Genomic DNA, 20,490 nt, shown 5'->3' on the forward strand with positions numbered 1-20,490 from the left:
GCATTAAACTTACTCCTTACTACTTTCTACTTACTACTTATTTTTAAATCGGAGTTTTAACAATGAAAATCGGTTTAATATTTCCGGGGCAGGGGTCTCAGGTTGTTGGAATGGGGAAAGATTTGTATGATAAATACCCCAAAGCTAAAGAAATAATAGATTTGGCTGGCGATGAACTCAAAAAGATTATTTTTGAAGGGCCGGAAGAAACTTTAAAAATTACAAAATACACGCAGCCTGCCATTTTTACCGTAAGCATGGCGGCCTTTGAAGTTTTAAAAGAAAATATAGACGCTTCAAAATTTGAATTTGTAGCGGCAGGGCACTCTCTGGGAGAGTATTCTGCTCTTTGCGCCGCTGGTTTTTTTAGTTTTGAAAACGGGTTGTCCATGGTTAAAGCAAGAGGCGAGTTCATTCAAAAAGCTTCGCAGGAAAATCCCGGAACAATGGCTGCAATAATGGGCTTGGAAAAACAGGTTTTGGAAGACGTTTGCAAAAAAGCTTCCGAATTCGGCGTTGTTGAACCTGTAAATTTTAATTCTCCCGGGCAAATAGTTATAGCCGGAACAGTCGCGGCAGTTGAAAAAGCCGTAGAACTTGCAACTGCTGCCGGTGCGTTAAAATGCGTTGTTTTAAACGTTTCGGGGCCGTTTCATTCTTCTCTTATGTCTTCTGCCGCAGATTCAATGGCGCAAGAACTTAAAAAATATACTTTTACAGCTCCTGCGTTTGGCGTTTACACAAACTGCGATGCGCTATTGACAACAGACTCAACAATTGTTAAAGATAAGTTGTTCAAGCAAATTAAAAGCGCCGTAAAGTGGGACGAAAGCATTCAAAATGCAATTTCCGGCGGCGTTGAAACTTTCATAGAAGTGGGTCCGGGAAAAGTTTTGTCCGGTCTTTTAAGAAGAATAGACAGAAGCAAAAAAGCGTTAAACATTGAAGACGAAGCATCTTTGCAAAAAACGCTTGCGGCGCTTAACGCTTAACTACACCTATTACATATACTGTAAGTTTTAATTATAAAAGGGAGAAATAAAATGAGACTTAAAGGAAAATCTGCAGTTATAACCGGTTCGGCGCAAGGTATAGGAAGATCTATTGCCGAAACTTTTGCGGCTCAGGGCGCAAACGTAGTTATTTCGGATATTAACGCTGAACTTTCACAAAAAACAGCGGACGAAATTAAAGCTAAATACGGCGTTGAAACAGCAGCCGTAGCGTGCAACGTTGCAAAACTTGAAGAGTGCGAAAATCTTATAAAAACCTCGCTTGACAAATTCTCCAAAATTGATATACTTGTTAACAATGCCGGCATCACAAAAGACAATCTTGTTTTAAGAATGACCGAAGCGGAATGGGACGCGGTTATAGCAGTTAATCTTAAAGGCGTTTTTAATTGCATTAAAGCCGCCGCAAAACCTATGCTTAAGCAGAGAGAAGGCAGAATAATTAACATAGCTTCAGTTGTGGGGCAAATGGGTAACGCGGGACAGGTTAACTATTGCGCAACAAAAGGTGGAGTAATAGCCGTAACAAAAACTTGCGCTAAAGAGTTTGCTTCAAGAAATATTCTTGTAAATGCCATAGCGCCCGGATTTATCCGCACAGCCATGACAGATAAGCTTACCGAAGATCAGAAGAAAGCAATGTCGGACACAATTCCGCTTTCCAGACTCGGCGAAGCCCAAGACATAGCAAACGCAGCATTATTTTTCGCAAGCGACGATTCTTCATACATAACAGGACACGTTTTGGCAGTTAACGGCGGAATGTACATGTAGTTTCAGCAGTTCAAATATAAAAAACAAGTAGTAACAAACAAAAAAGGGAGGAAGTACAAAATGGCAGACTTTGAAGCTAGAGTTAAAGAAATTATTGTTGAACAGTTGGGTGTAGATCCGGCGGAAGTTGTAGTCGGCGCATCGTTCGTAAATGATTTGGGCGCAGATTCATTGGATACCGTTGAACTCGTTATGGCTTTTGAAGAAGAGTTTGGTATTGAAATTCCCGATGAAGAAGCTGAAAAAATCCAGTCAGTCGGAAATGCGATAGATTACATTAAAGCCCACGCGGCAAAATAAATTTTATTGCAAGGCATTCTAATGAAAAAGAGAATAGTTATAACCGGTATAGGGATAGTTTCCCCTATAGGAACAGGAAATAACGAGTTTCAGGCTGCTTTAAAAGCCGGAAAGTCGGGAATTTCGCCAATAGAGCATTTTGACGTCACGGATTTTCCTGCCAAAATCAGCGGATACATCAAAGATTTTGATCCTGAAAAATTTATTGACAAGAAAAAAGCTAAAAGAATGGCGAGATTTACTCAAATGGGCGCGGCTGCCGCAAAGCTTGCCGTTGAAGATTCCGGACTTGATTTATCTAAAGAAGATTTATCAAGAATCGGCGTTATCACCGGCACAGGCATGGGCGGGCTTGGCGTAATTGAAGAAGAGGAGCAAGCGCTTCTTTCAAAAGGTCCCAGAAGAGTAAGCCCTTTTCTTATTCCTATGATTATCACGAATATTCTTCCCGGAGAAATAGCCATAAGTTACGGTTTTACCGGACCTAATTACGCGGTTAGCAGCGCATGCGCTTCAGCTAATCACGCAATGGGCGACGCTTTAGGCTTACTTCGTTCGGGAGCCGCAGACGTTATGATTTCAGGCGGAGCCGAAGCTGTAATTACTCCTTTAGGGCTTGCCGGATTTTGCAATATGAAAGCGGTTTCTACAAGAAACGACGAACCGACCAAGGCTTCCAGACCTTTTGACAAAAACCGCGATGGTTTTGTTATGGGCGAGGGCGCTGGCATAGTGGTTTTGGAAACTCTTGAGCATGCATTGGCAAGAGGCGCAAAAATTTATGCCGAACTTGCGGGATACGGCGCTTCCGATGACGCTTATCATATAACTGCTCCGGATTCGCAAGCAAAAGGCGCAGTTTTGGCTTTGGAAAAAGCCATTGCCGACGCAGGAATTTCTAAAGACGAAGTAGATTACATCAACGCTCACGGAACCTCTACGGGTTTAAACGATAAAACGGAGACTTTGGCGATAAAAAAAGTTTTCGGCGAACGCGCTTACAAAATACCGGTTTCTTCCACAAAATCCATGACCGGACATCTTTTGGGAGCCGCCGCCGGAGTAGAACTTATCGCTACGGTGCTTTCAATGCAGGGCGGTTTTATTCACCCTACCGTTAATTACGAAACGCCTGATCCGGACTGTGACCTTGATTATGTTCCTAATACCGCAAGAGAAGCGCAGATTACATGCGCGCTTTCAAACTCTCTCGGTTTTGGCGGGCATAACGCAACCGTAGTAATTAAAAAATATGTTAAATAATAGTCTTGAAAAACTTCAAAAGGTTATTGAATATAAATTCAATAACCTTGAAGTTTTAATAACGGCGCTTACGCATAAATCTTACGCGTCGGACGCCGGAAGCAAAAATTGCAACGAACGTATGGAATTTTTAGGCGACAGTATTTTGTCCGCGGTTGTGGTTGAAGTTCTTTACAATACTTTTCCCGATGAGTCGGAAGGAAAATTGTCGCAGTATAAATCTCAAATTGTTTCGGCGGCAAATTTAAGCCGTTGGGCAAAGCTGATAGATTTAGGAAGTTTTATTTTTTTAGGAAAAGGCGAAGACACTCCGACGGCGCGCAACAGAGAAAGTTTGCTTTGCGACGCGTTTGAGGCAATTGTCGGAGCTTTGTATATTGACGGCGGTCTTGAAGCCGCAAAAAAGTTTGTTTCAAAATTTTTTGATTTTAATTTGGCGCAGGGCGTAGAAATAACGGATTATAAAAGCAGGTTGCAGGAAAGCGTTCAGTCTGAATACAAAAGACTTCCGCAGTATGAAATTTTAAAAGAGTTCGGGCCTGACCACAACAAACAGTTTGAAGCGGGCGTTTACGTGAAAAATAAGCTTTTAGGCACCGGCGCGGGGCGCACAAAAAAAGAAGCGCAGCAAGCCGCTGCAAAAAAAGCTATAGAAAATACAAAAAAGACAGAGAAATAAATAGTAGAGTTTAGTTAAACTTTAATATTTAATATTTGTCGTTAAAATAGGGAGTTTTTAAATGGTAATGGACTATTTTTTGTCTGAAGAAGAAAAGATGATGGTTGAGACGGCAAGAACTATCGCTATTGAAAAAATGAAACCCGTCAGAGAGCATTACGACGAAACCGAAGAGTTTCCGTGGGACATTGTAAAAGAATTCGCGCAGGCTGATTTGTGCGGAGTTTATATTCCCGAAGAATACGGCGGATTCGGAAAAGGCATAATGGGTCTTGTTTTGGTAGTGGAAGAACTTTGCAAAGTTGACGGCGGAATATCTTTGTCTCTTGCCGCAACCGCGCTTGGGACTCTTCCTATTCTTGTAGCGGGAAATGAAGCGCAGAAGAAAAAATATCTTCCCGATATAGCATCAGGCAAAAAACTTGCCGCTTTCGGTTTAACCGAAGCCGGCGCAGGTTCGGACGCAACCGGAATGTCAACAACTGCCGTTAAAGACGGAGATTATTACATATTAAACGGAACGAAATGTTTTATTACCAACGGCGGCGACGCTGAAACTTACACTATTTTTGCAAAAACAAATCCTTCAAGAGGCGCAAGAGGAATATCTTGCTTTATCGTAGAAAAAGGCACTCCGGGTTTTGAATTCGGCAAAAAAGAAAAGAAAATGGGAATAAGAGCTTCTTCCACAAGAGAATTAATATTTAACAATTGCAAAATTCACAAAGACCAGCTTCTTGGAAAAGAAGGACACGGTTTAATGATAGCTCAGGCAACGCTTGACAATTCCCGTCCGGGAGTTGCGGCGCAGGCTTTGGGTATAGCCGCCGGCGCACTTGACGAAGCGGTGGAATACGCAAGAAAAAGAGTTCAGTTCGGTCAGGCTATATCTTCTTTTCAGGGAATTCAGCACATGCTTGCCGAGATGGCTACGGAAGTTGAAGCCGCAAGAGCTCTTCTTTACGCGTCCGCAAGAATGATTGATTCCGGAACCGATAAACGCACCAGCAAAGAATCCGCAATGGCAAAACTTTATTGCTCCGAAGTTGCAATGAAAGTTACCACAAACGCAGTTCAAATTTTCGGCGGATACGGATACACAAGAGAATATCCCGTAGAAAAAATGATGAGAGACGCAAAAATAACAACATTGTATGAAGGAACAAGCCAAATTCAGAAAAACGAAATTGCGCTTAACCTTATAAAAGAATCAGCGGCGAAAGGAAAATAATAAATACGGAGGGTAAGAGGAAAAGAGGGTAAGAAGATAGGTAAAGACAAAGGCTGTGTTGCAGTTTGGTCTGTTGCGTATCATCTTATCATCTTCACATCTTATCCTCATTTATCGGAGTTATAATGAACATCATCGTTTGCATTAAGCAAGTTCCTAACACTACTAACGTGCAGATTGACGCGGAAACCGGAAGGCTTAAAAGAGAAGGCGTTGAATCTATAATTAATCCGTTTGACGAATACGCTATAGAAGAAGGCGTTCGTCTTAAAGAAAGAATCGGCGGAAAAGTTACCGTTGTTACAATGGGGCCTCCTCAGGCGGAAAGCGCTTTAAGAGAAGCAATTTCAAGAGGAGCCGACGAAGCTGTTTTGGTTAGCGACAGAGCTTTCGGCGGCGCCGACACTTTGGCAACCTCTTATGCTTTGGCGTCTGCAATAAAAACTATCGGCGATTACGGCATAATTATTTGCGGCAAGCAGGCAACCGACGGAGACACGGCGCAAGTTGGTCCCGGAATTGCCGAAATGCTTAATATCCCGCACGTGGCTTACGTTAAAAAAGTTGAGTCCGCTGATGCAAGCGCAATAAAAGTAGAAAGAATGATGGAAGACGGGTACGATTTAATAGAATCTCCGCTTCCCGTTCTTCTTACCGTTGTAAAAGAAATTAACACGCCGAGAATTCCGTCGTTAAAAGGTAAAATGGCGGCAAAAAAAGCCGTTATAAAAACGCTTTCAGCAGCCGATATAAAAGCCGATACCCAAAAGACAGGGCTTAACGGTTCTCCTACGCAGGTTATGAAAATTTTTACGCCTCCTCAGAGAAAAGGCGGAGAAAAATTTTCGGGAGAAGCCCAAGACGTTGCGAAATCTTTAACGGCAAAGTTGTCTGAAATCGGAATAATATAAGTTTACACTTCTAAAACGGGGTCTTAAAAAATGGCAAACAGTATAAAAGTTTTATCTGATAAATGCGTAGGGTGCGCAGCTTGCGTGGACGCTTGTCCGTTTGGCGCAATAAAAATGGACGGAGCTTTAGCCGCTATAGATTTGGATCAGTGCAAATATTGCGGCGCCTGCGTAAAAAATTGTCCGGCAAATGCAATTGAACTTCAAAAAGAAGAGCAGAAAGTTGCAATAAATAAAAATGACTATAAAAACGTCTGGGTTTACGCCGAGCAAAGACACGGCGAAATTTCAAGCGTTGTTTTTGAACTTTTGAACGAAGGCAGAATACTTGCCGATAAGCTTGGCGTGAAACTTGCCGCGGTTTTAATTGGCGACAACATAAAATCCAAAGCGCAGGAATTAATAAACAGGGGCGCGGATAAAGTTTACGTTTACGACGATCCCGCTTTCATAGAATTTCAAGACGACCCTTACAGCAGCGTTTTAACGCAGCTTATAACCAAAGAAAAGCCTGAAATAATTTTGATGGGCGCAACAAATATAGGGCGTTCTTTTGCGTCAAGAGTTGCCGCAAGAATTAATACCGGTCTTACGGCAGACTGCACCGCGTTAGACATAGATTTGGAAACAAGAAACCTTCAGCAGACGCGTCCGGCGTTCGGCGGAAACATAATGGCTACAATTTTAACGCCCAAACACCGCCCGCAGATGGCTACCGTTCGTCATAAAGTTTTTAAAGAAGCAAAAGTTCAGGAAGGAAGAAAGGGCGAAGTCGTAGAGTGCAAAGCCGACATTTCAACTTTGTTAAACAGAACTAAATTTTTAGGGTTTATTAAAGACGCAAGCGGCAATGTAAATATTTCCGATGCGGATATTATAGTTTCGGGCGGAAGAGGTTTGGGAAAACCGGAAGGTTTCAAGCTTATTGAAGAGCTTGCCGAACTTCTCGGCGGAGCCGTAGGCGCTTCAAGAGCGGCTGTGGACGCGGACTGGATACCGTATTCGCACCAAGTGGGGCAAACCGGCAGAACCGTGGCCCCTAAAGTTTATGTTGCCTGCGGAATTTCCGGACAAATCCAGCATATGGTGGGAATGGGTTCTTCCGACGTTATAATTGCAATAAACAAAGACGCGTCATGCCCTATGATGCAAACTGCAACTTACGCGCTTGAAGGCGATTTGTATGAAATAATTCCAAACATAATTAAAGAAATAAAAGCGTCAAGATGCGCATAGTTTAAAAATTTAAAAGCCGCGGAGCTCAACTAAATCCGCGGCTTTTTTTATTTTTTTTTAGCGAAATATTAAAATTTTAATTACACAAGAGAAAAAATGAAGAAATTGTTATTGGCTTTGGTTATTTCAATATCCTGTTTTTGCGCGGCGTATGCGCAGGTAAATAAAGGCGGCGTTTTTATAGCCAACGTTTTAACCGTGCCGTCTTTTGCAGACGCGCAAACTTCCGCGTTAAACAATTTGCATCAGTATAAAGAAGCTAATATTTCCGCCGAAGTTTCTCTCGGATCTTTCAAATACAAAAAAGAAAACGCCATAGACGCCGATTTTGACGGCAAAGAAAGAAATCTTCTTGTAGGTCTTGATATGTATAAAACAGACAGCGTTACGCTGGGAATGCTTGTAAAATATTCCGTTACGGAGCTTGACGAGTTTGGCGATTATTCAAAAATAACTGATATCGGCGTAGGCGGTTATCTTGGGTATTTTTTTGAAAAATTAGACGTAAAAGCCGTTTTAAGAACCGGTTATCAAACGTATTCCAACGAAAAAAATACAAGCGTTATAAAAACTTCAAAAGGCGAATTTACGGGAAACAGTTTTATGGCCAACGTTGAAGCAAAATATAAAATACCTGTTAACGAAGTTTTTGTGTTAAAACCGTTTGTTGCTTTTGACGCCGGCGCTAATTTTTATAAAGGCGTATCGCTTGACGGGTTCTCGCTAAAAGGCGGGTCTTACTTTAAAAGCGCAGTTGAAGGCGGGGCAGGCATTGAAGCCCAATTGTCCGGAGTATTTCTTTATTTGGATATTGGAGTAGGGTATTTGCTTAGCGGAAATAAAAACACAATAACCGCCGATGTTTTAGGCGTTGAAACCGAAATAGAAGGCACAAAACAAAGCAGAGTTGCGGCAAAAACCCGCATAGGCGCGGAAGTTGATCTTAACTCGGACGTAGCGCTGTTTTTTAACGCGGGATACAGCGAATCGTCAAGCTTTAGAAACGTATTTGCCGCTATAGGCGTAAATTGCAAAATAGGCGAATAAAACTCTTGATTTTTTCACTGTTTTTATGTAAACTTTTGTGACTCCAAAAACGAAATTCTGCAGCAATAAAATCAACAGGGCAACGGAGTCCTAAATTAACCTCTTAAAAGGGGCGTTATTTTAGGGCATTTTTTTATACATACTTTTCTATTATACATGTGGAGGAACAATGTTACGAGAAGGCGACGTTCGCATACCTTCCGGCTGTGCTATAAGCGGCATTATAGATAAAACCGGAAAAAGATTCAGCGGCGAAGACATTATAAAATCTATCGCTCTCATGCACGACCGCTCAAACGGTCTTGGCGGCGGATTTGCGGCTTACGGCATTTATCCGGAATACAAAGATTTTTACGCGCTGCACATATTTTTTGACACTTTAACCGCAAAGGTTAACGCGGAAGAATTTCTTGAAAAACATTTTGATATTGAAAGCGCCGGCGATATTCCTACCACTCCCATTGACGGCATTACAAACAAACCTTTAATATGGCGTTATTTCGTTCGTCCGAGAGTTCACATGATGCAGGACGAATTTATAGACGAAGACGAATTTACCGCAAGATGCGCAGTTAAAATAAACACGGAATTTACGGGCGCATACGTTTTTTCAAGCGGTAAAAATATGGGAGCTTTTAAAGGCGTCGGTTATCCCGAAGATATCGGCAAATTTTATATGCTTGAAACTTATAAAGCCCATTTCTGGACGGCGCACGGAAGATTTCCTACAAACACGCCGGGCTGGTGGGGCGGAGCGCATCCGTTTACTTTGCTTAATTGGTCTGTGGTTCACAACGGAGAAATTTCTTCTTACGACGCAAACAGACGCTTTGTGGAAATGTTCGGTTACAAATGCACGCTTCAAACCGATACCGAAGTTATAACTTATCTTTTTGATCTTCTCGTCAGAAAACATAAACTTTCATTAGAAAAAGCCATTCAAATAGTATGCGCTCCTTTCTGGACGGACATTGAAAGAGAAAGCGCCGAATTAAAAAAAGATCTTAAAGCTTTAAGAGCCGTTTATTCAAGCGCTCTTATCAATGGACCTTTTTCAATAATTCTCGGAAGCGAAAAAGGAATGATAGCTTTAAACGACAGAATAAAACTTCGTTCAATGGTTGCCGCCGAGAAAGGCAGCAAAACTTTTGTTGCAAGCGAAGAAAGCGCAATAAGAATAATTTGTCCTAACCCCGATAAAGTATGGTCTCCAAGAGGCGGCGAGCCTGTTGTTGCCTTTCTTGAAGGAGCAAGCAAATGAGTTTAAATTTTATTACTCCGTTATTTGAAGTTGTCCGCGATGATAAAAAATGCATACGTTGTAAAGTTTGCGTTAAGCAGTGCTCCAATCAGGTTCACTCTTACGACGAGCAGGACGATATTGTTCTTGCCGACGACATTAAATGCGTAAACTGCCACAGATGCGTTTTGCTGTGCCCCACAAGAGCGCTGCAAATAAAAAAATATCCTTTGGAATTTAGAGAAAACGCAAACTGGACGGGTCAGGCGATAAACGAAATTTACAAACAGGCCGACACGGGCGGAGTTTTGCTTACCAGTATGGGAAATCCCAAACCGTTTCCTATTTACTGGGATAAAATGCTTCTTAATGCAAGTCAGGTTACAAATCCTTCCATAGATCCTCTTCGCGAGCCTATGGAAACAAAAACCATAATAGGCAGAAAGCCCGACAAACTTGAGTTTGATAAAAAGGGAAAGCTTACAACCGAAATGCCTCCGCAGCTGGAGCTTAACGTGCCTATAATGTTTTCCGCAATGAGCTACGGCTCTATTTCAAGAAACGCGCACGAGTCTTTGGCAAGAGCCGCTACGGAGCTTGGCACGCTTTACAACACGGGCGAGGGCGGGCTCAACAGAGATTTTTATAAATACGGAGCAAACACAATAGTTCAGGTTGCTTCGGGAAGGTTCGGCGTAAGTCCGGAATATTTAAATGCGGGCGCGGCTATAGAAATTAAAATAGGTCAGGGCGCAAAACCCGGAATAGGCGGACATTTGCCCGGCAGAAAAGTTGACGAAGACGTTTCGGCTACAAGAATGATTCCCGTAGGTTCAGACGCTATTTCGCCTGCTCCTCACCACGATATTTATTCCATTGAAGATTTGAGACAGCTTATATATTCGCTTAAAGAAGCCAGCGGTTACAAGAAACCGGTTTTTGTAAAAATAGCCGCAGTTCACAACGCGGCGGCAATTGCTTCAGGAGTTGTCAGAGCCGGCGCAGACGCCGTTATTGTTGACGGGTTCAGGGGCGGCACGGGCGCAGCGCCTTTAAGAGTAAGAGACAACGTAGGTATTCCCATTGAACTTGCTCTTGCGGCGATAGATCAAAGGCTTAGAGAAGAAGGCATAAGAAATCAAGCGTCGCTTGTAGTTGCGGGTTCTATAAGAAACAGCGCCGATATTGTAAAAGCAATAGCGTTAGGCGCGGATGCGGTTTATATAGGTTCTGCGGCGTTAATAGCTTTGGGTTGTCATATGTGTCATTCCTGCTCCACGGGAAAATGCAACTGGGGAATAGCAACGCAGGAACCGGAACTTGTTAAAAGATTAAATCCGGACATTATGTATAAAAGACTCGTAAACCTTGTGTCGGCGTGGAATCACGAAATTCAAGAATTAATCGGCGGCATGGGTATAAACGCAATAGATAGTTTACGCGGCAACAGGCTTATGCTTCGCGGAGTAGGTTTGAATGAGAAAGAGCTTGAAATACTCGGCATTAAGCACGCGGGGGAATAAAATATATGAAAAGAGTTTACGCGTTTGAAAACAGATGTTTGGGCTGCGGACTTTGCGAGGTTTATTGTAAAACCGCGCATTCAAAATCTAAAGATATTATTAAAGCAAACAGAAATGAAAATATAACTTCGGCAATAGTTATAGAAGAAATTCTTCAGCCTAAAGCCGTAGCGTATTTTGCTTTGCAATGCCGTCATTGCGACGACGCAAAATGCGTTAAAGCCTGCATAGCGGGCGCAATGTATAAAGATGAAAACGGCGTTGTCAGAAACGATAAAGACAAATGCGTCGCTTGTTTGTCGTGCCTTTTGGTTTGTCCGTTCGGCGCGGTCAAAAAGACTGAAGAGGGAAAAACCGTTTCCAAATGCGACCTTTGCATAGATTTCGGCGCCCCTGCCTGCGTGGAAAACTGCCCTAACGGAGCTCTTAAACTTTTAGACGATAAAGAAGCGGAGGCGTTAAAATGAAATACGTAATCATCGGCAACAGCGCCGCCGGCGTTAACGCTGCAGACGCTATAAGAAAAAACGACAAAAAAGGTCAAATAACAATAATTTCAAACGAAGAGTTTCCGGCATACGGCAGACCGCTTATTTCTTATTATTTAAGCGGAAAAGTTAAACCGGAAAATATGTCTTACCGCGACGCAAGTTTTTATAAGTCAAGAAAAATTGACGTTTTGCTTAACACTGAAGTTACAAAGATAGATTCAAAAAATAAAAAAGTTATTACTTCCGGCGGCAAGAAAATAGATTATGACAAACTGCTTATAGCTACGGGAAGCGTTCCGTTTGTTCCGCCTACAAACGGTTTGGCAAATCAGGAAAACGTTTTTACGTTTTTAACTTACGGCGAATCAAGAAGGCTTAAAACAGCCGTAAATAAAAACTCAAAAGTTGTTATTGTCGGCGCGGGTCTTATAGGTTTGAAGGCCGCCGAAGGTTTGTTCGGGCAGGTTGCAAAAATTACCGTTTTAGATTTGGCGGACAGAGTTATGGCGTCGGTTTTAGATAAACCGGCGGCAAAATTAATTCAAAGCCATATAGAACAAAACGATATAGATTTTAAACTCGGCGTAAGCGTTGCCGAAGTTGTCGGCGAGAAAAAAGTTTCAAAAGTTGTTCTTTCAAACGGAGAGTCGCTTCTTTGCGATATTTTAATAGTTGCCGTCGGAGTTCGCCCTAACGTTGCTCTTGCAAAGGAATCCGGTATTAAAGTTAACAGAGCTATAATTGTTGACGAATATATGCAAACTTCACAGAAAGATATTTACGCCGCGGGCGACTGCGTTGAATCTTGGGATTGTCTTGCAAACGCTTGCAAAGTTTTGGCTTTGTGGCCTAACGCGTCTAATCAGGGCGAAACGGCGGGTTTTAATATGTCCGTCGGAAATAAACAAAAAGCGCCCGTTTCGTTTGCGATGAACGCAATCTCATTTTTCGGCTTGCAGTTAATATCCGCCGGAATTATAGGCGAAGCCAATAAAAATTCAATTTTTGACAGAGCCGCAAATAAACTTAGAAGATTAAATATTGTTGACGACAAACTTTTGGGATACGTTTTAATTAACGACACCCAGAGAGCCGGAATTTATACCGCATTAATCAACGATAAAACAAAACTATCGTCTCTTGAATACGATATAACAAAAAAAGATATAGGCTTAAGCGTATATCCGAAAGCGTCAAGAGTTTGCAAAATATGGGGTCAAACAAAATGAAAACAATTAACGCCGAAGGCTTATATTATCGTCAGTTAAACGAGCAAATAGACAAAGTTGTTAAGACCGATAAAAACATAATTTTAAACAACGTTTTCGGTCAAAGATATATCGGCAGAGCTCTTCCTGAAAAAGTTAAAATTAAAATTAACGGTTTTCCGGGAAACGATATGGCGGCTTACATGGACGGCGCCGAACTTGAAGTTTTCGGCAACGGTCAAGACGCCGTGGGAAATACAATGAACGGCGGGCGCATAATAGTTCACGGAAATTGCGGCGACACCACGGGCTATGCAATGCGCGGCGGCGAAATCTATGTTGAAGGTTACGTGGGTTACAGAGTCGGCATTCATATGAAAGAGTATAAAGAAATAAAACCGGTAATAGTTATAGGCAAAAAAGCCGGCGACTTTTTGGGCGAATATATGGCAGGCGGAGCAATTATAGTTTTGGGCGTAGGACTTGATAAAAATGAAGATTTAATAGGCAAATACTGCGGCACGGGTATTCACGGCGGAGCTATTTTTCTTAACGGTTCTCCTGATAAATATAAATTAGGCAAAGAAGCCGCTAAAACGGAGCTTACCGATGCCGATAAAGCGTTGCTGAAAAAACATATTGAAGCTTACGGAAAATACTTTAAAAAAGACGTCAGCAAAATAAAAGCGGAAAAATTTTCAAAATACGCTCCGCTAAGCGCCAATCCGTACAGCAAGATGTACTCTAAATAAAACAAGCGGCAACAGGCAAGATGATAAGAAGGTAGGAGGGCAAGAGGATAAGCAACGTCTTTTTGAGCCTTTACTCACCATCTTATCCTCTTATCTTCTCATCCTCTGCCTTCTGTGTCTATTTGTCGTTGACGTTAATTTGTAATTGTTAAAAAAGGTATAAAATGTTTTATAAAATGTTTCACTGCTTATTTCCTATAGTGCATAAAAATATAAACCCTGAAAATGTTTGTTTTCAGGGTTTTTCTCTATAAAAAGGAGATTAAAATGAATTACACAAAAGAACAGATTATTCAGATTGTAAAAGAAAACAATGTAAAGTTTATACGCTTACAGTTTACCGACATTTTGGGAAATTTAAAAAATGTTGCAATAACCGCAAGCCAGCTTGAAAAGGCTTTGGATAATAAGTGCATGTTTGACGGTTCTTCAATAGAAGGTTTTGTGCGCATTGAAGAAAGCGACATGTATCTTCGTCCGGATTTAGATACGTTTGTAATTTTTCCGTGGAGACCGCAGGACGGAAAGGTTGCAAGATTTATTTGCGACGTTTATACTCCCGACGGAAAACCTTTTGAAGGCTGTCCCAGATACGCTTTGAAAAAAGTTTTAAAAGAGGCCGCGGATTTAGGGTATTCTTTCAACGTAGGTCCGGAATGCGAATTTTTCTTGTTTGTTACCGACGAGAAAGGTAAACCCACAACCATAACTCAAGACGACGCCGGATATTTTGATTTGGCGCCTATAGATTTGGGCGAAAATGCCAGACGGGATATTTGTTTAACTTTAGAAAATATGGGTTTTGAAATAGAAGCGTCTCACCATGAAGTTGCAAGAGGACAGCACGAGATAGATTTTAAATATGCGGACGCTTTAAAAGCCGCCGACAATATTAACACGTTTAAAATGGTTGTAAAAATCGTCGCGCAAAAACACGGTCTTCACGCAACGTTTATGCCTAAACCTATAGCAGGAATAAACGGTTCGGGAATGCATACGAACATGTCGCTGTTTAAAGACGGAAAAAACGCGTTTTACGATGAAAAAGACGCGCTGCAGCTTTCTCAAACCGCTTACAATTATATCGGCGGGCTTATAAAAAATATGCGCTCTATGGCGGCGGTTACAAACCCGCTTGTAAACTCTTACAAAAGGCTTGTGCCGGGCTATGAAGCGCCTGTAAACATTGCGTGGTCTTGCCATAACAGAAGTCCGCTTATAAGAATTCCCGCGGCGCGCGGCGCCAGCACAAGAGTTGAACTGCGTAGCCCCGATCCGTCGTCAAATCCTTATTTGGTTTTAGCGGCGTGTTTGGCGGCAGGTCTTGACGGGGTAAAAAATAAAATAAAACCTCCAAAACCTGTGGAGCAGAATGTTTTCAAAATGACAAAAGAAGAAAAAGCTAAAGCCGGCGTAGGCGATTTGCCGTCGGAATTAAACGAAGCTTTAACGGAATTGCAAAACAGCGCGCTTATGAAAAACACGTTGGGCGAACATATTTTTGAAAATTATTTGGAAGCAAAACGCGAAGAGTGGTTTGAATATATAACTAAAGTTCATCAGTGGGAGTTAGACGAGTATCTTTCTGTCTATTAATGTTTCCTTGTTTTGTTTCTGTTTTTACGAGCGGGGAATATGCCGTTGTTATTTTAAAAACGCATAAAGGTTAATTGATGGATAAAGCTAAAATACTTATAGCTTCTTCAGATAAGTCTGTTTTAAGCTTGCTGAAAGTTCAGCTTGAAACGTCTTTATATAATGTGTTAGACGGACACTCTTCGGGAAATGAAGTTATAAGAAAAGTTAACACTCTGTTTCCCGATTTGGTTATATCCGACTATAACTTGTCTGACATGACGGGTTTGGATCTTGCAAAATCCGTGGAAGATTCGCGCACGTGCCCGATAATAGTTTTGGCAAATGCCGCGCAAAGCGAATATGTTGAAGAGCTAAAGCGCGATTCGCTTGATATATTTTGCATAACAAAACCGGTGAATGCCGCCGTGTTAAATCATATGGTTGCGCTTGTATTAAGACTTTCAAGAAAAATGCAGGAATACGAAAGTCAGGTGGACAGTTTAAAAAACCAGCTTGAAGACAGAAAAATTATAGACCGCGCAAAAGGCATTCTCATGAGTAAGTTTAACATGAGCGAAGACGCCGCCTACAAAGAGCTGCGCAAAAAAGCCATGAACGCCTCAAAAACGCTCGGACAGATAGCAAAAACAATAGTAGATATGTTTGCCGCAATGGACTAAAAAGCAAAGCTTTTTCACAATGCTAAATATTTGGTATAATATATAAAAATTCTGAGGAAAACATGAAAAAAGAGACGAATGTTCTTGGAAAAAAAATCAAAAAAGCCCGTCTTGAATTGTCAAACGGCATTGTTCTTGAAGGACGCGCTATCGGCGCTTCTGTCAGCGTAAGCGGCGAAATGGTTTTCAACACCGGAATGCTTGGCTACAGCGAAGCTATGACAGATCCGTCATATCTTGGTCAAATTTTGGTTTTCAGCTTTTGCTTAATAGGAAATTACGGTATCCCTGCCCCCAAAGGCGGGGATTTTTTTAATGCAAAAGGGCATGAAAGCAATTCCATAAAAACGCAGGGTATAATAGTTTCGGATATTTTCGGCGGATGCCATCACCACGACGGCGGAATTTCTCTTGAACAGTGGATGATAGAAAATAACGTCCCCGGAATTGCGGGAATAGACACAAGATATTTAGTGCAAATGATAAGAGAAGAAGGAAATCTTTCGGGGCGCATAATTCCCGAAGGCGCGCCGAAAACAAAAATAAACAGATTTGAATTTTTAGAGAAATTTACCGACGACGAATACGTTGACCCGTCAAAATATAATCTTATGCCGTCGGTATCCACGAAAGAAATACAAAAATTCGGCGCAGGCAAAAAGAAAGTTGCCGTTATAGACTGCGGAGCAAAATTAAATATCTCAAGAATGCTCGTTGACAGAGGATGCGAAGTTTATCTTCTTCCGTGGGATACGGATTTTTCAAAAATAGACGTTGACGGCTGGCTTATAAGCAACGGCCCGGGCGATCCGCAAAACACGGGCAATTTAGTTGAGCGGGTTAGAAAAGACGTTTTAGGCTCGGGAAAACCTGTGCTTGGAATATGTTTGGGGCATCAAATACTATCTTTGGCGTCGGGCGCAAACACAAGAAGACTTCCTCACGGGCACAGAAGCCACAATCAGCCGGTTTTCTCGCTTCCTGAAAAACGCGCGTATATGTCAAGCCAAAACCACAGATACGCGGTTGAAAAAAAGACAATACAGCCCGGGTGGGAATTGTGGTTTGTAAACGCAAACGACGATTCCGTTGAAGGCTTAAAACATAAAACAAAACCGATGATGTCGGTGCAGTTTCACCCTGAAGCGTCGTCGGGACCAAACGATACAAGCTGGATAATGGATAAATTCATAGATTTAATAAAAAATAAATAATTGACATATAAAGGGAAAAAAACATGCCGATTTTAGATTTTTTGCTTCCTAAAAACGGGAAGAAACAGAAAGTAATTTTGCTGGGTTCCGGCGCGCTGTCTATAGGGCAGGCGGGGGAATTTGATTATTCAGGGTCGCAGGCCGTTAAGGCTTTGGAAGAAGAAGGGCTTGAGGTTATTATTATCAATCCTAACATTGCTTCCGTGCAAACCAACAGCGGAGCAAACAAAAAAGTTTATCTGTATCCTATAACTCCTTTTTGGGTAGAAAAAGTTATAAAGATTGAAAAACCGGCGGCAATTATTTCATCTTTCGGCGGGCAGACGTCGCTTAACTGCGTTATAGAACTTGATAAATCGGGCGTGTTAAAAAAATACGGCGTTAAAGTTTTAGGTACGCAGGTTGACGCTTTGGAAATGTCCGAAGACAGAGATTTGTTTGCAAAACAAATGCAGTCTATAAAAGCGCCTATTGCTAAAAGCCACTCCGCTGATACCGTTGAAGACGCGTTAAAAGTTGCGGAAGAAATAGGTTACCCCGTAATTACGCGTTCCGCATTTGCTTTGGGCGGGCTTGGCTCGGGGCTTGCAAGAACTCCGGCGGAATTAAAAAAATTAACGCAGTCGGCGCTGATGTCTTCTCCGCAGGTGCTTATTGAAAAATCTCTCCACGGCTGGAAAGAAATAGAGTATGAAGTAATGCGCGACAAAAGCGGCAACTGCATAACTATTTGTAACATGGAAAATTTTGACCCCATGGGTATTCATACGGGCGATTCAATTGTTATCGCTCCGTGCCAAACAATAAATAATATTGAAAATAACATGATGCGCGATACCGCAATTAAAATTGCGCAAAGCGTCGGCATCGTCGGCGAGTGCAACGTTCAATATGCGCTAAACCCTAAAGATTACGGGTTTTACGTTATAGAAATTAACGCGCGTCTTTCGCGCTCTTCAGCGCTGGCAAGTAAAGCTACGGGTTATCCTATAGCTTACATTGCCGCAAAAATAGTTATCGGTTTTGATTTGCTTGAACTTAAAAACCCCGTAACGGGAACCACGTCGGCATTTTACGAGCCGTCGCTTGATTACGTAACGCTTAAAGTTCCCCGTTGGGATTTAAGCAAATTTTCCGGCGTTTCAAAGCTTCTCGGCACGCAGATGAAATCCGTCGGCGAAGTTATGGCTATAGGCAGAAATTTTTGCGAAGTGGTTCAGAAAGCTTTAAGAATGGTAAACGAAAACGAAGAAGGAATTACCGTAGGTATTTCCAGAAATTCTACCGATCAGGATTTGGAAAAAGAATTATTAGAGCCTACAAATTTGCGCATATTTGCGGTTTACGAATGTTTTAAGAGAGGAAAAACTCTTGAATACGTTCACGATAAAACAAAAATAGATTATTGGTTTTTAACGCACGTTCAAAATATTGCAAAAACGGAAAATGAACTTTTGGAATTTTTTGCCGTAAAAAATAAAAAAGATTTTGCCGCTAAAGAAGAAATTACAAAAGAATTTAAAAAGCTCGGCAGAGAATATATCCACCGTTTAAAATCTTGGGGATTTTCGGATTTCCAGCTTACAAAAATATTTTTGTCGGCATACACAACCGGCAAAAATAAACTTACCATAAGGGAAATAAGAAACTTATCGCTTGCCGTGCGAAAGCTGAGAAAAAATCTTAAAATACAGCCCGTGGTAAAACAAATAGACACAACTTCGTCGGAATACCCTACAAAGTCAAATTACCTCTATCTTACTTACGACGGCATTCATAGCGACGTAAACCAGAAGAAAAATAAAAACAGCATAATAACTTTGGGCAGCGGAAGCTACCGCATAGGTTCGTCGTTAGAGTTTGACTGGTGCTCGGTAATGACAAGCAGTTATTTTAAACAAAAGAAAAACGACAGTGTTATTATTAACTGTAATCCGGAAACCGTTTCAACGGATTTCTCGGCGTCGGACAGGCTTTATTTTGAAGAGCTTTCTTTTGAGCGCGTTTTAGATATTATAGATTTGGAAAAACCGAAAGGCGTTATAGCCTGCATGGGCGGGCAAAACCCTAATAATTTAATTCAGCCTTTATCTGAAGTGAAAGTAAATATTTTAGGGCACAGCCAAAAAAGCGTTGACGGCGCGGAAGACCGCGTTAAATTTTCCGCCATGCTTGATAAATTCGGCATAGATCAGCCGGATTGGACTTCCGCCACATCAAGAGAAGAAATAGAAAAATTTATTGTAAAAGTCGGCTTTCCTGTTTTAATACGCCCAAGCTTTGTATTGTCGGGAACGCTTATGAACGTTGCCAACGATCAAAAAAGTTTAGATTATTATTTATCTCTTACAAAAGATATTTCCGCGGATTTCCCTGTTGTAATTTCCCGCTTTATTCTTGACGCAAAAGAAATAGAGTGCGACGGAATAGCTAAAGACGGCGACGTAATTTTATCTCTTATAAGCGAACACGTTGAAAACGCGGGCGTGCATTCCGGCGATGCAACAATGGTGTTTCCGCCGCAGAAATTATATACGCAAACCGTAAACGTTATAAAAGACATAACCAGAAAAATTGTTAAAGGTTTAAACCTTAACGGACCTTTCAATATTCAATTTATTGCAAAAGAAAACGACGTGAAAGTTATAGAATGTAACGCGCGCGCGTCGCGATCTTTTCCGTTTATTTCAAAAGTTTCGGGCACAAACCTTGCGGAGCTTGCGTGTAAAGTTATGAACAATGAAAAAATAAAAGAAATATTAATAGATGAAAGTAAAATTCCTCACATAGGCGTTAAAGCGTCAATGTTTAGCTTTCAGCGTTTAGACGGCGCAGACCCCGTTACCGGCGTAGAAATGGCTTCAACCGGCGAAGTGGGGTGTCTCGGTAAAAACTTCAACCAGTCAATGCTATTGTCTATGGCAGCCACAAAAATTATAAAGCCGAAAAAAGGAATATTGCTTAGCACCGGCAGAGAAAAAGATAAAGTTAAGTTTATGGAAGTTATAGATAATATTTACAAACTCGGCGTTCCTGTTTATGCCACAAAAGGAACCGGAGAGTATTTGCAAAAACACGGATACGAAGTAAATATAGTGCACTGGAACAGAACTCCTCGCGCGGTTGACACAATTATTGACGGAAAAGTTGATTTTGTAATAAACATAGCCAAAAACTTAACGGTTGACGAGTTAAAAAATAATTCCGAAATAAGAAAAATTGCGGTAAAGTGCGGCTGCTCAATTCTTACGAATTTAGAAAAAGCCATAGCGTATCTGCGCGCTTACGATTCTTACGACAGCCTGCAGAATTTAGAAAATTTAATAAGCTTATAATTTTGTAAAAGGATA

18 protein-coding genes are annotated in these 20,490 nt (G+C 41.5%); all 18 read left to right on the forward strand.

What is annotated here, in order from left to right; translation table 11 throughout:
- The first annotated feature begins 62 nt into the window (after positions 1-62).
- Positions 63-992, forward strand: a complete 930-nt coding sequence (fabD, locus tag Epro_RS01830) for an ACP S-malonyltransferase (protein ID WP_052570034.1) — start codon at positions 63-65, stop codon at positions 990-992.
- 51 nt (positions 993-1,043) lie between these two features.
- Positions 1,044-1,787: a 3-oxoacyl-[acyl-carrier-protein] reductase gene (gene fabG / locus Epro_RS01835; protein WP_052570036.1), complete on the forward strand. Its 744-nt coding sequence runs from the start codon at positions 1,044-1,046 to the stop codon at positions 1,785-1,787.
- A gap of 60 nt (positions 1,788-1,847) precedes the next feature.
- Entirely contained in the window at positions 1,848-2,087 is a 240-nt protein-coding gene (acpP, locus tag Epro_RS01840) for an acyl carrier protein (protein WP_052570037.1), read from the forward strand.
- Between the two features lie 21 nt (positions 2,088-2,108).
- Positions 2,109-3,350 (forward strand): beta-ketoacyl-ACP synthase II, encoded by a 1,242-nt coding sequence (fabF, locus tag Epro_RS01845; protein WP_052570039.1) that lies wholly within the window; start codon positions 2,109-2,111, stop codon positions 3,348-3,350.
- Complete coding sequence (gene rnc, locus Epro_RS01850) at positions 3,340-4,029, forward strand: ribonuclease III (RefSeq protein ID WP_052570041.1); 690 nt, start codon at positions 3,340-3,342, stop codon at positions 4,027-4,029. The genes fabF and rnc overlap by 11 nt, the downstream gene beginning before the upstream one ends.
- A 67-nt stretch (positions 4,030-4,096) precedes the next feature.
- A complete protein-coding gene (locus Epro_RS01855; RefSeq protein ID WP_052571558.1) occupies positions 4,097-5,260 on the forward strand; it encodes an acyl-CoA dehydrogenase family protein in 1,164 nt (387 codons plus the stop codon).
- A gap of 125 nt (positions 5,261-5,385) precedes the next feature.
- On the forward strand, positions 5,386-6,171 hold the full coding sequence (locus Epro_RS01860; protein WP_052570043.1) for an electron transfer flavoprotein subunit beta/FixA family protein: 786 nt from the start codon (positions 5,386-5,388) through the stop codon (positions 6,169-6,171).
- 30 nt (positions 6,172-6,201) lie between these two features.
- Positions 6,202-7,407: an electron transfer flavoprotein subunit alpha gene (locus Epro_RS01865; protein WP_052570045.1), complete on the forward strand. Its 1,206-nt coding sequence runs from the start codon at positions 6,202-6,204 to the stop codon at positions 7,405-7,407.
- A 96-nt stretch (positions 7,408-7,503) separates the two neighbouring features.
- Positions 7,504-8,454: an autotransporter outer membrane beta-barrel domain-containing protein gene (locus Epro_RS01870; RefSeq protein WP_052570047.1), complete on the forward strand. Its 951-nt coding sequence runs from the start codon at positions 7,504-7,506 to the stop codon at positions 8,452-8,454.
- Positions 8,455-8,623: 169 nt separating this feature from the next.
- Positions 8,624-9,715: a class II glutamine amidotransferase gene (locus Epro_RS01875; protein ID WP_052570049.1), complete on the forward strand. Its 1,092-nt coding sequence runs from the start codon at positions 8,624-8,626 to the stop codon at positions 9,713-9,715.
- The gene (locus Epro_RS01880) at positions 9,712-11,217 is read left to right on the forward strand and encodes a glutamate synthase-related protein (RefSeq protein WP_052570051.1); all 1,506 of its coding nucleotides are present in this window, start codon (positions 9,712-9,714) and stop codon (positions 11,215-11,217) included. Before Epro_RS01875 ends, Epro_RS01880 begins: the two co-directional genes overlap by 4 nt.
- Positions 11,218-11,222: 5 nt before the next feature.
- A complete protein-coding gene (locus tag Epro_RS01885; protein ID WP_052570054.1) occupies positions 11,223-11,684 on the forward strand; it encodes a 4Fe-4S dicluster domain-containing protein in 462 nt (153 codons plus the stop codon).
- Complete coding sequence (locus Epro_RS01890; protein WP_052570056.1) at positions 11,681-12,937, forward strand: NAD(P)/FAD-dependent oxidoreductase; 1,257 nt, start codon at positions 11,681-11,683, stop codon at positions 12,935-12,937. The genes Epro_RS01885 and Epro_RS01890 overlap by 4 nt, the downstream gene beginning before the upstream one ends.
- Positions 12,934-13,668, forward strand: coding sequence for a GltB/FmdC/FwdC-like GXGXG domain-containing protein (locus Epro_RS01895; RefSeq protein ID WP_052570058.1), 735 nt, complete (start codon positions 12,934-12,936; stop codon positions 13,666-13,668). The genes Epro_RS01890 and Epro_RS01895 overlap by 4 nt, the downstream gene beginning before the upstream one ends.
- 267 nt (positions 13,669-13,935) lie before the next feature.
- On the forward strand, positions 13,936-15,264 hold the full coding sequence (gene glnA / locus Epro_RS01900; RefSeq protein ID WP_052570060.1) for a type I glutamate--ammonia ligase: 1,329 nt from the start codon (positions 13,936-13,938) through the stop codon (positions 15,262-15,264).
- Between the two features lie 77 nt (positions 15,265-15,341).
- Positions 15,342-15,926, forward strand: coding sequence for an ANTAR domain-containing response regulator (locus Epro_RS01905; RefSeq protein ID WP_052570062.1), 585 nt, complete (start codon positions 15,342-15,344; stop codon positions 15,924-15,926).
- A gap of 62 nt (positions 15,927-15,988) precedes the next feature.
- Positions 15,989-17,140, forward strand: coding sequence for a glutamine-hydrolyzing carbamoyl-phosphate synthase small subunit (carA, locus tag Epro_RS01910; protein WP_052570064.1), 1,152 nt, complete (start codon positions 15,989-15,991; stop codon positions 17,138-17,140).
- A 23-nt stretch (positions 17,141-17,163) separates the two neighbouring features.
- A complete protein-coding gene (carB, locus tag Epro_RS01915) occupies positions 17,164-20,475 on the forward strand; it encodes a carbamoyl-phosphate synthase (glutamine-hydrolyzing) large subunit (protein ID WP_052570066.1) in 3,312 nt (1,103 codons plus the stop codon).
- Positions 20,476-20,490 lie beyond the last annotated feature (15 nt).

Source organism: Endomicrobium proavitum, from assembly GCF_001027545.1.
GTDB lineage: Bacteria > Elusimicrobiota > Endomicrobiia > Endomicrobiales > Endomicrobiaceae > Endomicrobium > Endomicrobium proavitum.

What these genes read in the sequence shown, in the direction of transcription:
- glnA (WP_052570060.1), top strand. Translation starts at nt 13,936, where the DNA reads ATGAATTACACAAAAGAACAGATTATTCAGATTGTAAAAGAAAACAAT.
- fabG (WP_052570036.1), top strand. Translation starts at nt 1,044, where the DNA reads ATGAGACTTAAAGGAAAATCTGCAGTTATAACCGGTTCGGCGCAAGGT.
- Epro_RS01860 (WP_052570043.1), top strand. Translation starts at nt 5,386, where the DNA reads ATGAACATCATCGTTTGCATTAAGCAAGTTCCTAACACTACTAACGTG.
- Epro_RS01905 (WP_052570062.1), top strand. Translation starts at nt 15,342, where the DNA reads ATGGATAAAGCTAAAATACTTATAGCTTCTTCAGATAAGTCTGTTTTA.
- Epro_RS01895 (WP_052570058.1), top strand. Translation starts at nt 12,934, where the DNA reads ATGAAAACAATTAACGCCGAAGGCTTATATTATCGTCAGTTAAACGAG.
- Epro_RS01875 (WP_052570049.1), top strand. Translation starts at nt 8,624, where the DNA reads ATGTTACGAGAAGGCGACGTTCGCATACCTTCCGGCTGTGCTATAAGC.
- carB (WP_052570066.1), top strand. Translation starts at nt 17,164, where the DNA reads ATGCCGATTTTAGATTTTTTGCTTCCTAAAAACGGGAAGAAACAGAAA.
- Epro_RS01890 (WP_052570056.1), top strand. Translation starts at nt 11,681, where the DNA reads ATGAAATACGTAATCATCGGCAACAGCGCCGCCGGCGTTAACGCTGCA.
- Epro_RS01870 (WP_052570047.1), top strand. Translation starts at nt 7,504, where the DNA reads ATGAAGAAATTGTTATTGGCTTTGGTTATTTCAATATCCTGTTTTTGC.
- Epro_RS01855 (WP_052571558.1), top strand. Translation starts at nt 4,097, where the DNA reads ATGGACTATTTTTTGTCTGAAGAAGAAAAGATGATGGTTGAGACGGCA.
- carA (WP_052570064.1), top strand. Translation starts at nt 15,989, where the DNA reads ATGAAAAAAGAGACGAATGTTCTTGGAAAAAAAATCAAAAAAGCCCGT.
- Epro_RS01865 (WP_052570045.1), top strand. Translation starts at nt 6,202, where the DNA reads ATGGCAAACAGTATAAAAGTTTTATCTGATAAATGCGTAGGGTGCGCA.
- acpP (WP_052570037.1), top strand. Translation starts at nt 1,848, where the DNA reads ATGGCAGACTTTGAAGCTAGAGTTAAAGAAATTATTGTTGAACAGTTG.
- rnc (WP_052570041.1), top strand. Translation starts at nt 3,340, where the DNA reads ATGTTAAATAATAGTCTTGAAAAACTTCAAAAGGTTATTGAATATAAA.
- fabD (WP_052570034.1), top strand. Translation starts at nt 63, where the DNA reads ATGAAAATCGGTTTAATATTTCCGGGGCAGGGGTCTCAGGTTGTTGGA.
- fabF (WP_052570039.1), top strand. Translation starts at nt 2,109, where the DNA reads ATGAAAAAGAGAATAGTTATAACCGGTATAGGGATAGTTTCCCCTATA.
- Epro_RS01885 (WP_052570054.1), top strand. Translation starts at nt 11,223, where the DNA reads ATGAAAAGAGTTTACGCGTTTGAAAACAGATGTTTGGGCTGCGGACTT.
- Epro_RS01880 (WP_052570051.1), top strand. Translation starts at nt 9,712, where the DNA reads ATGAGTTTAAATTTTATTACTCCGTTATTTGAAGTTGTCCGCGATGAT.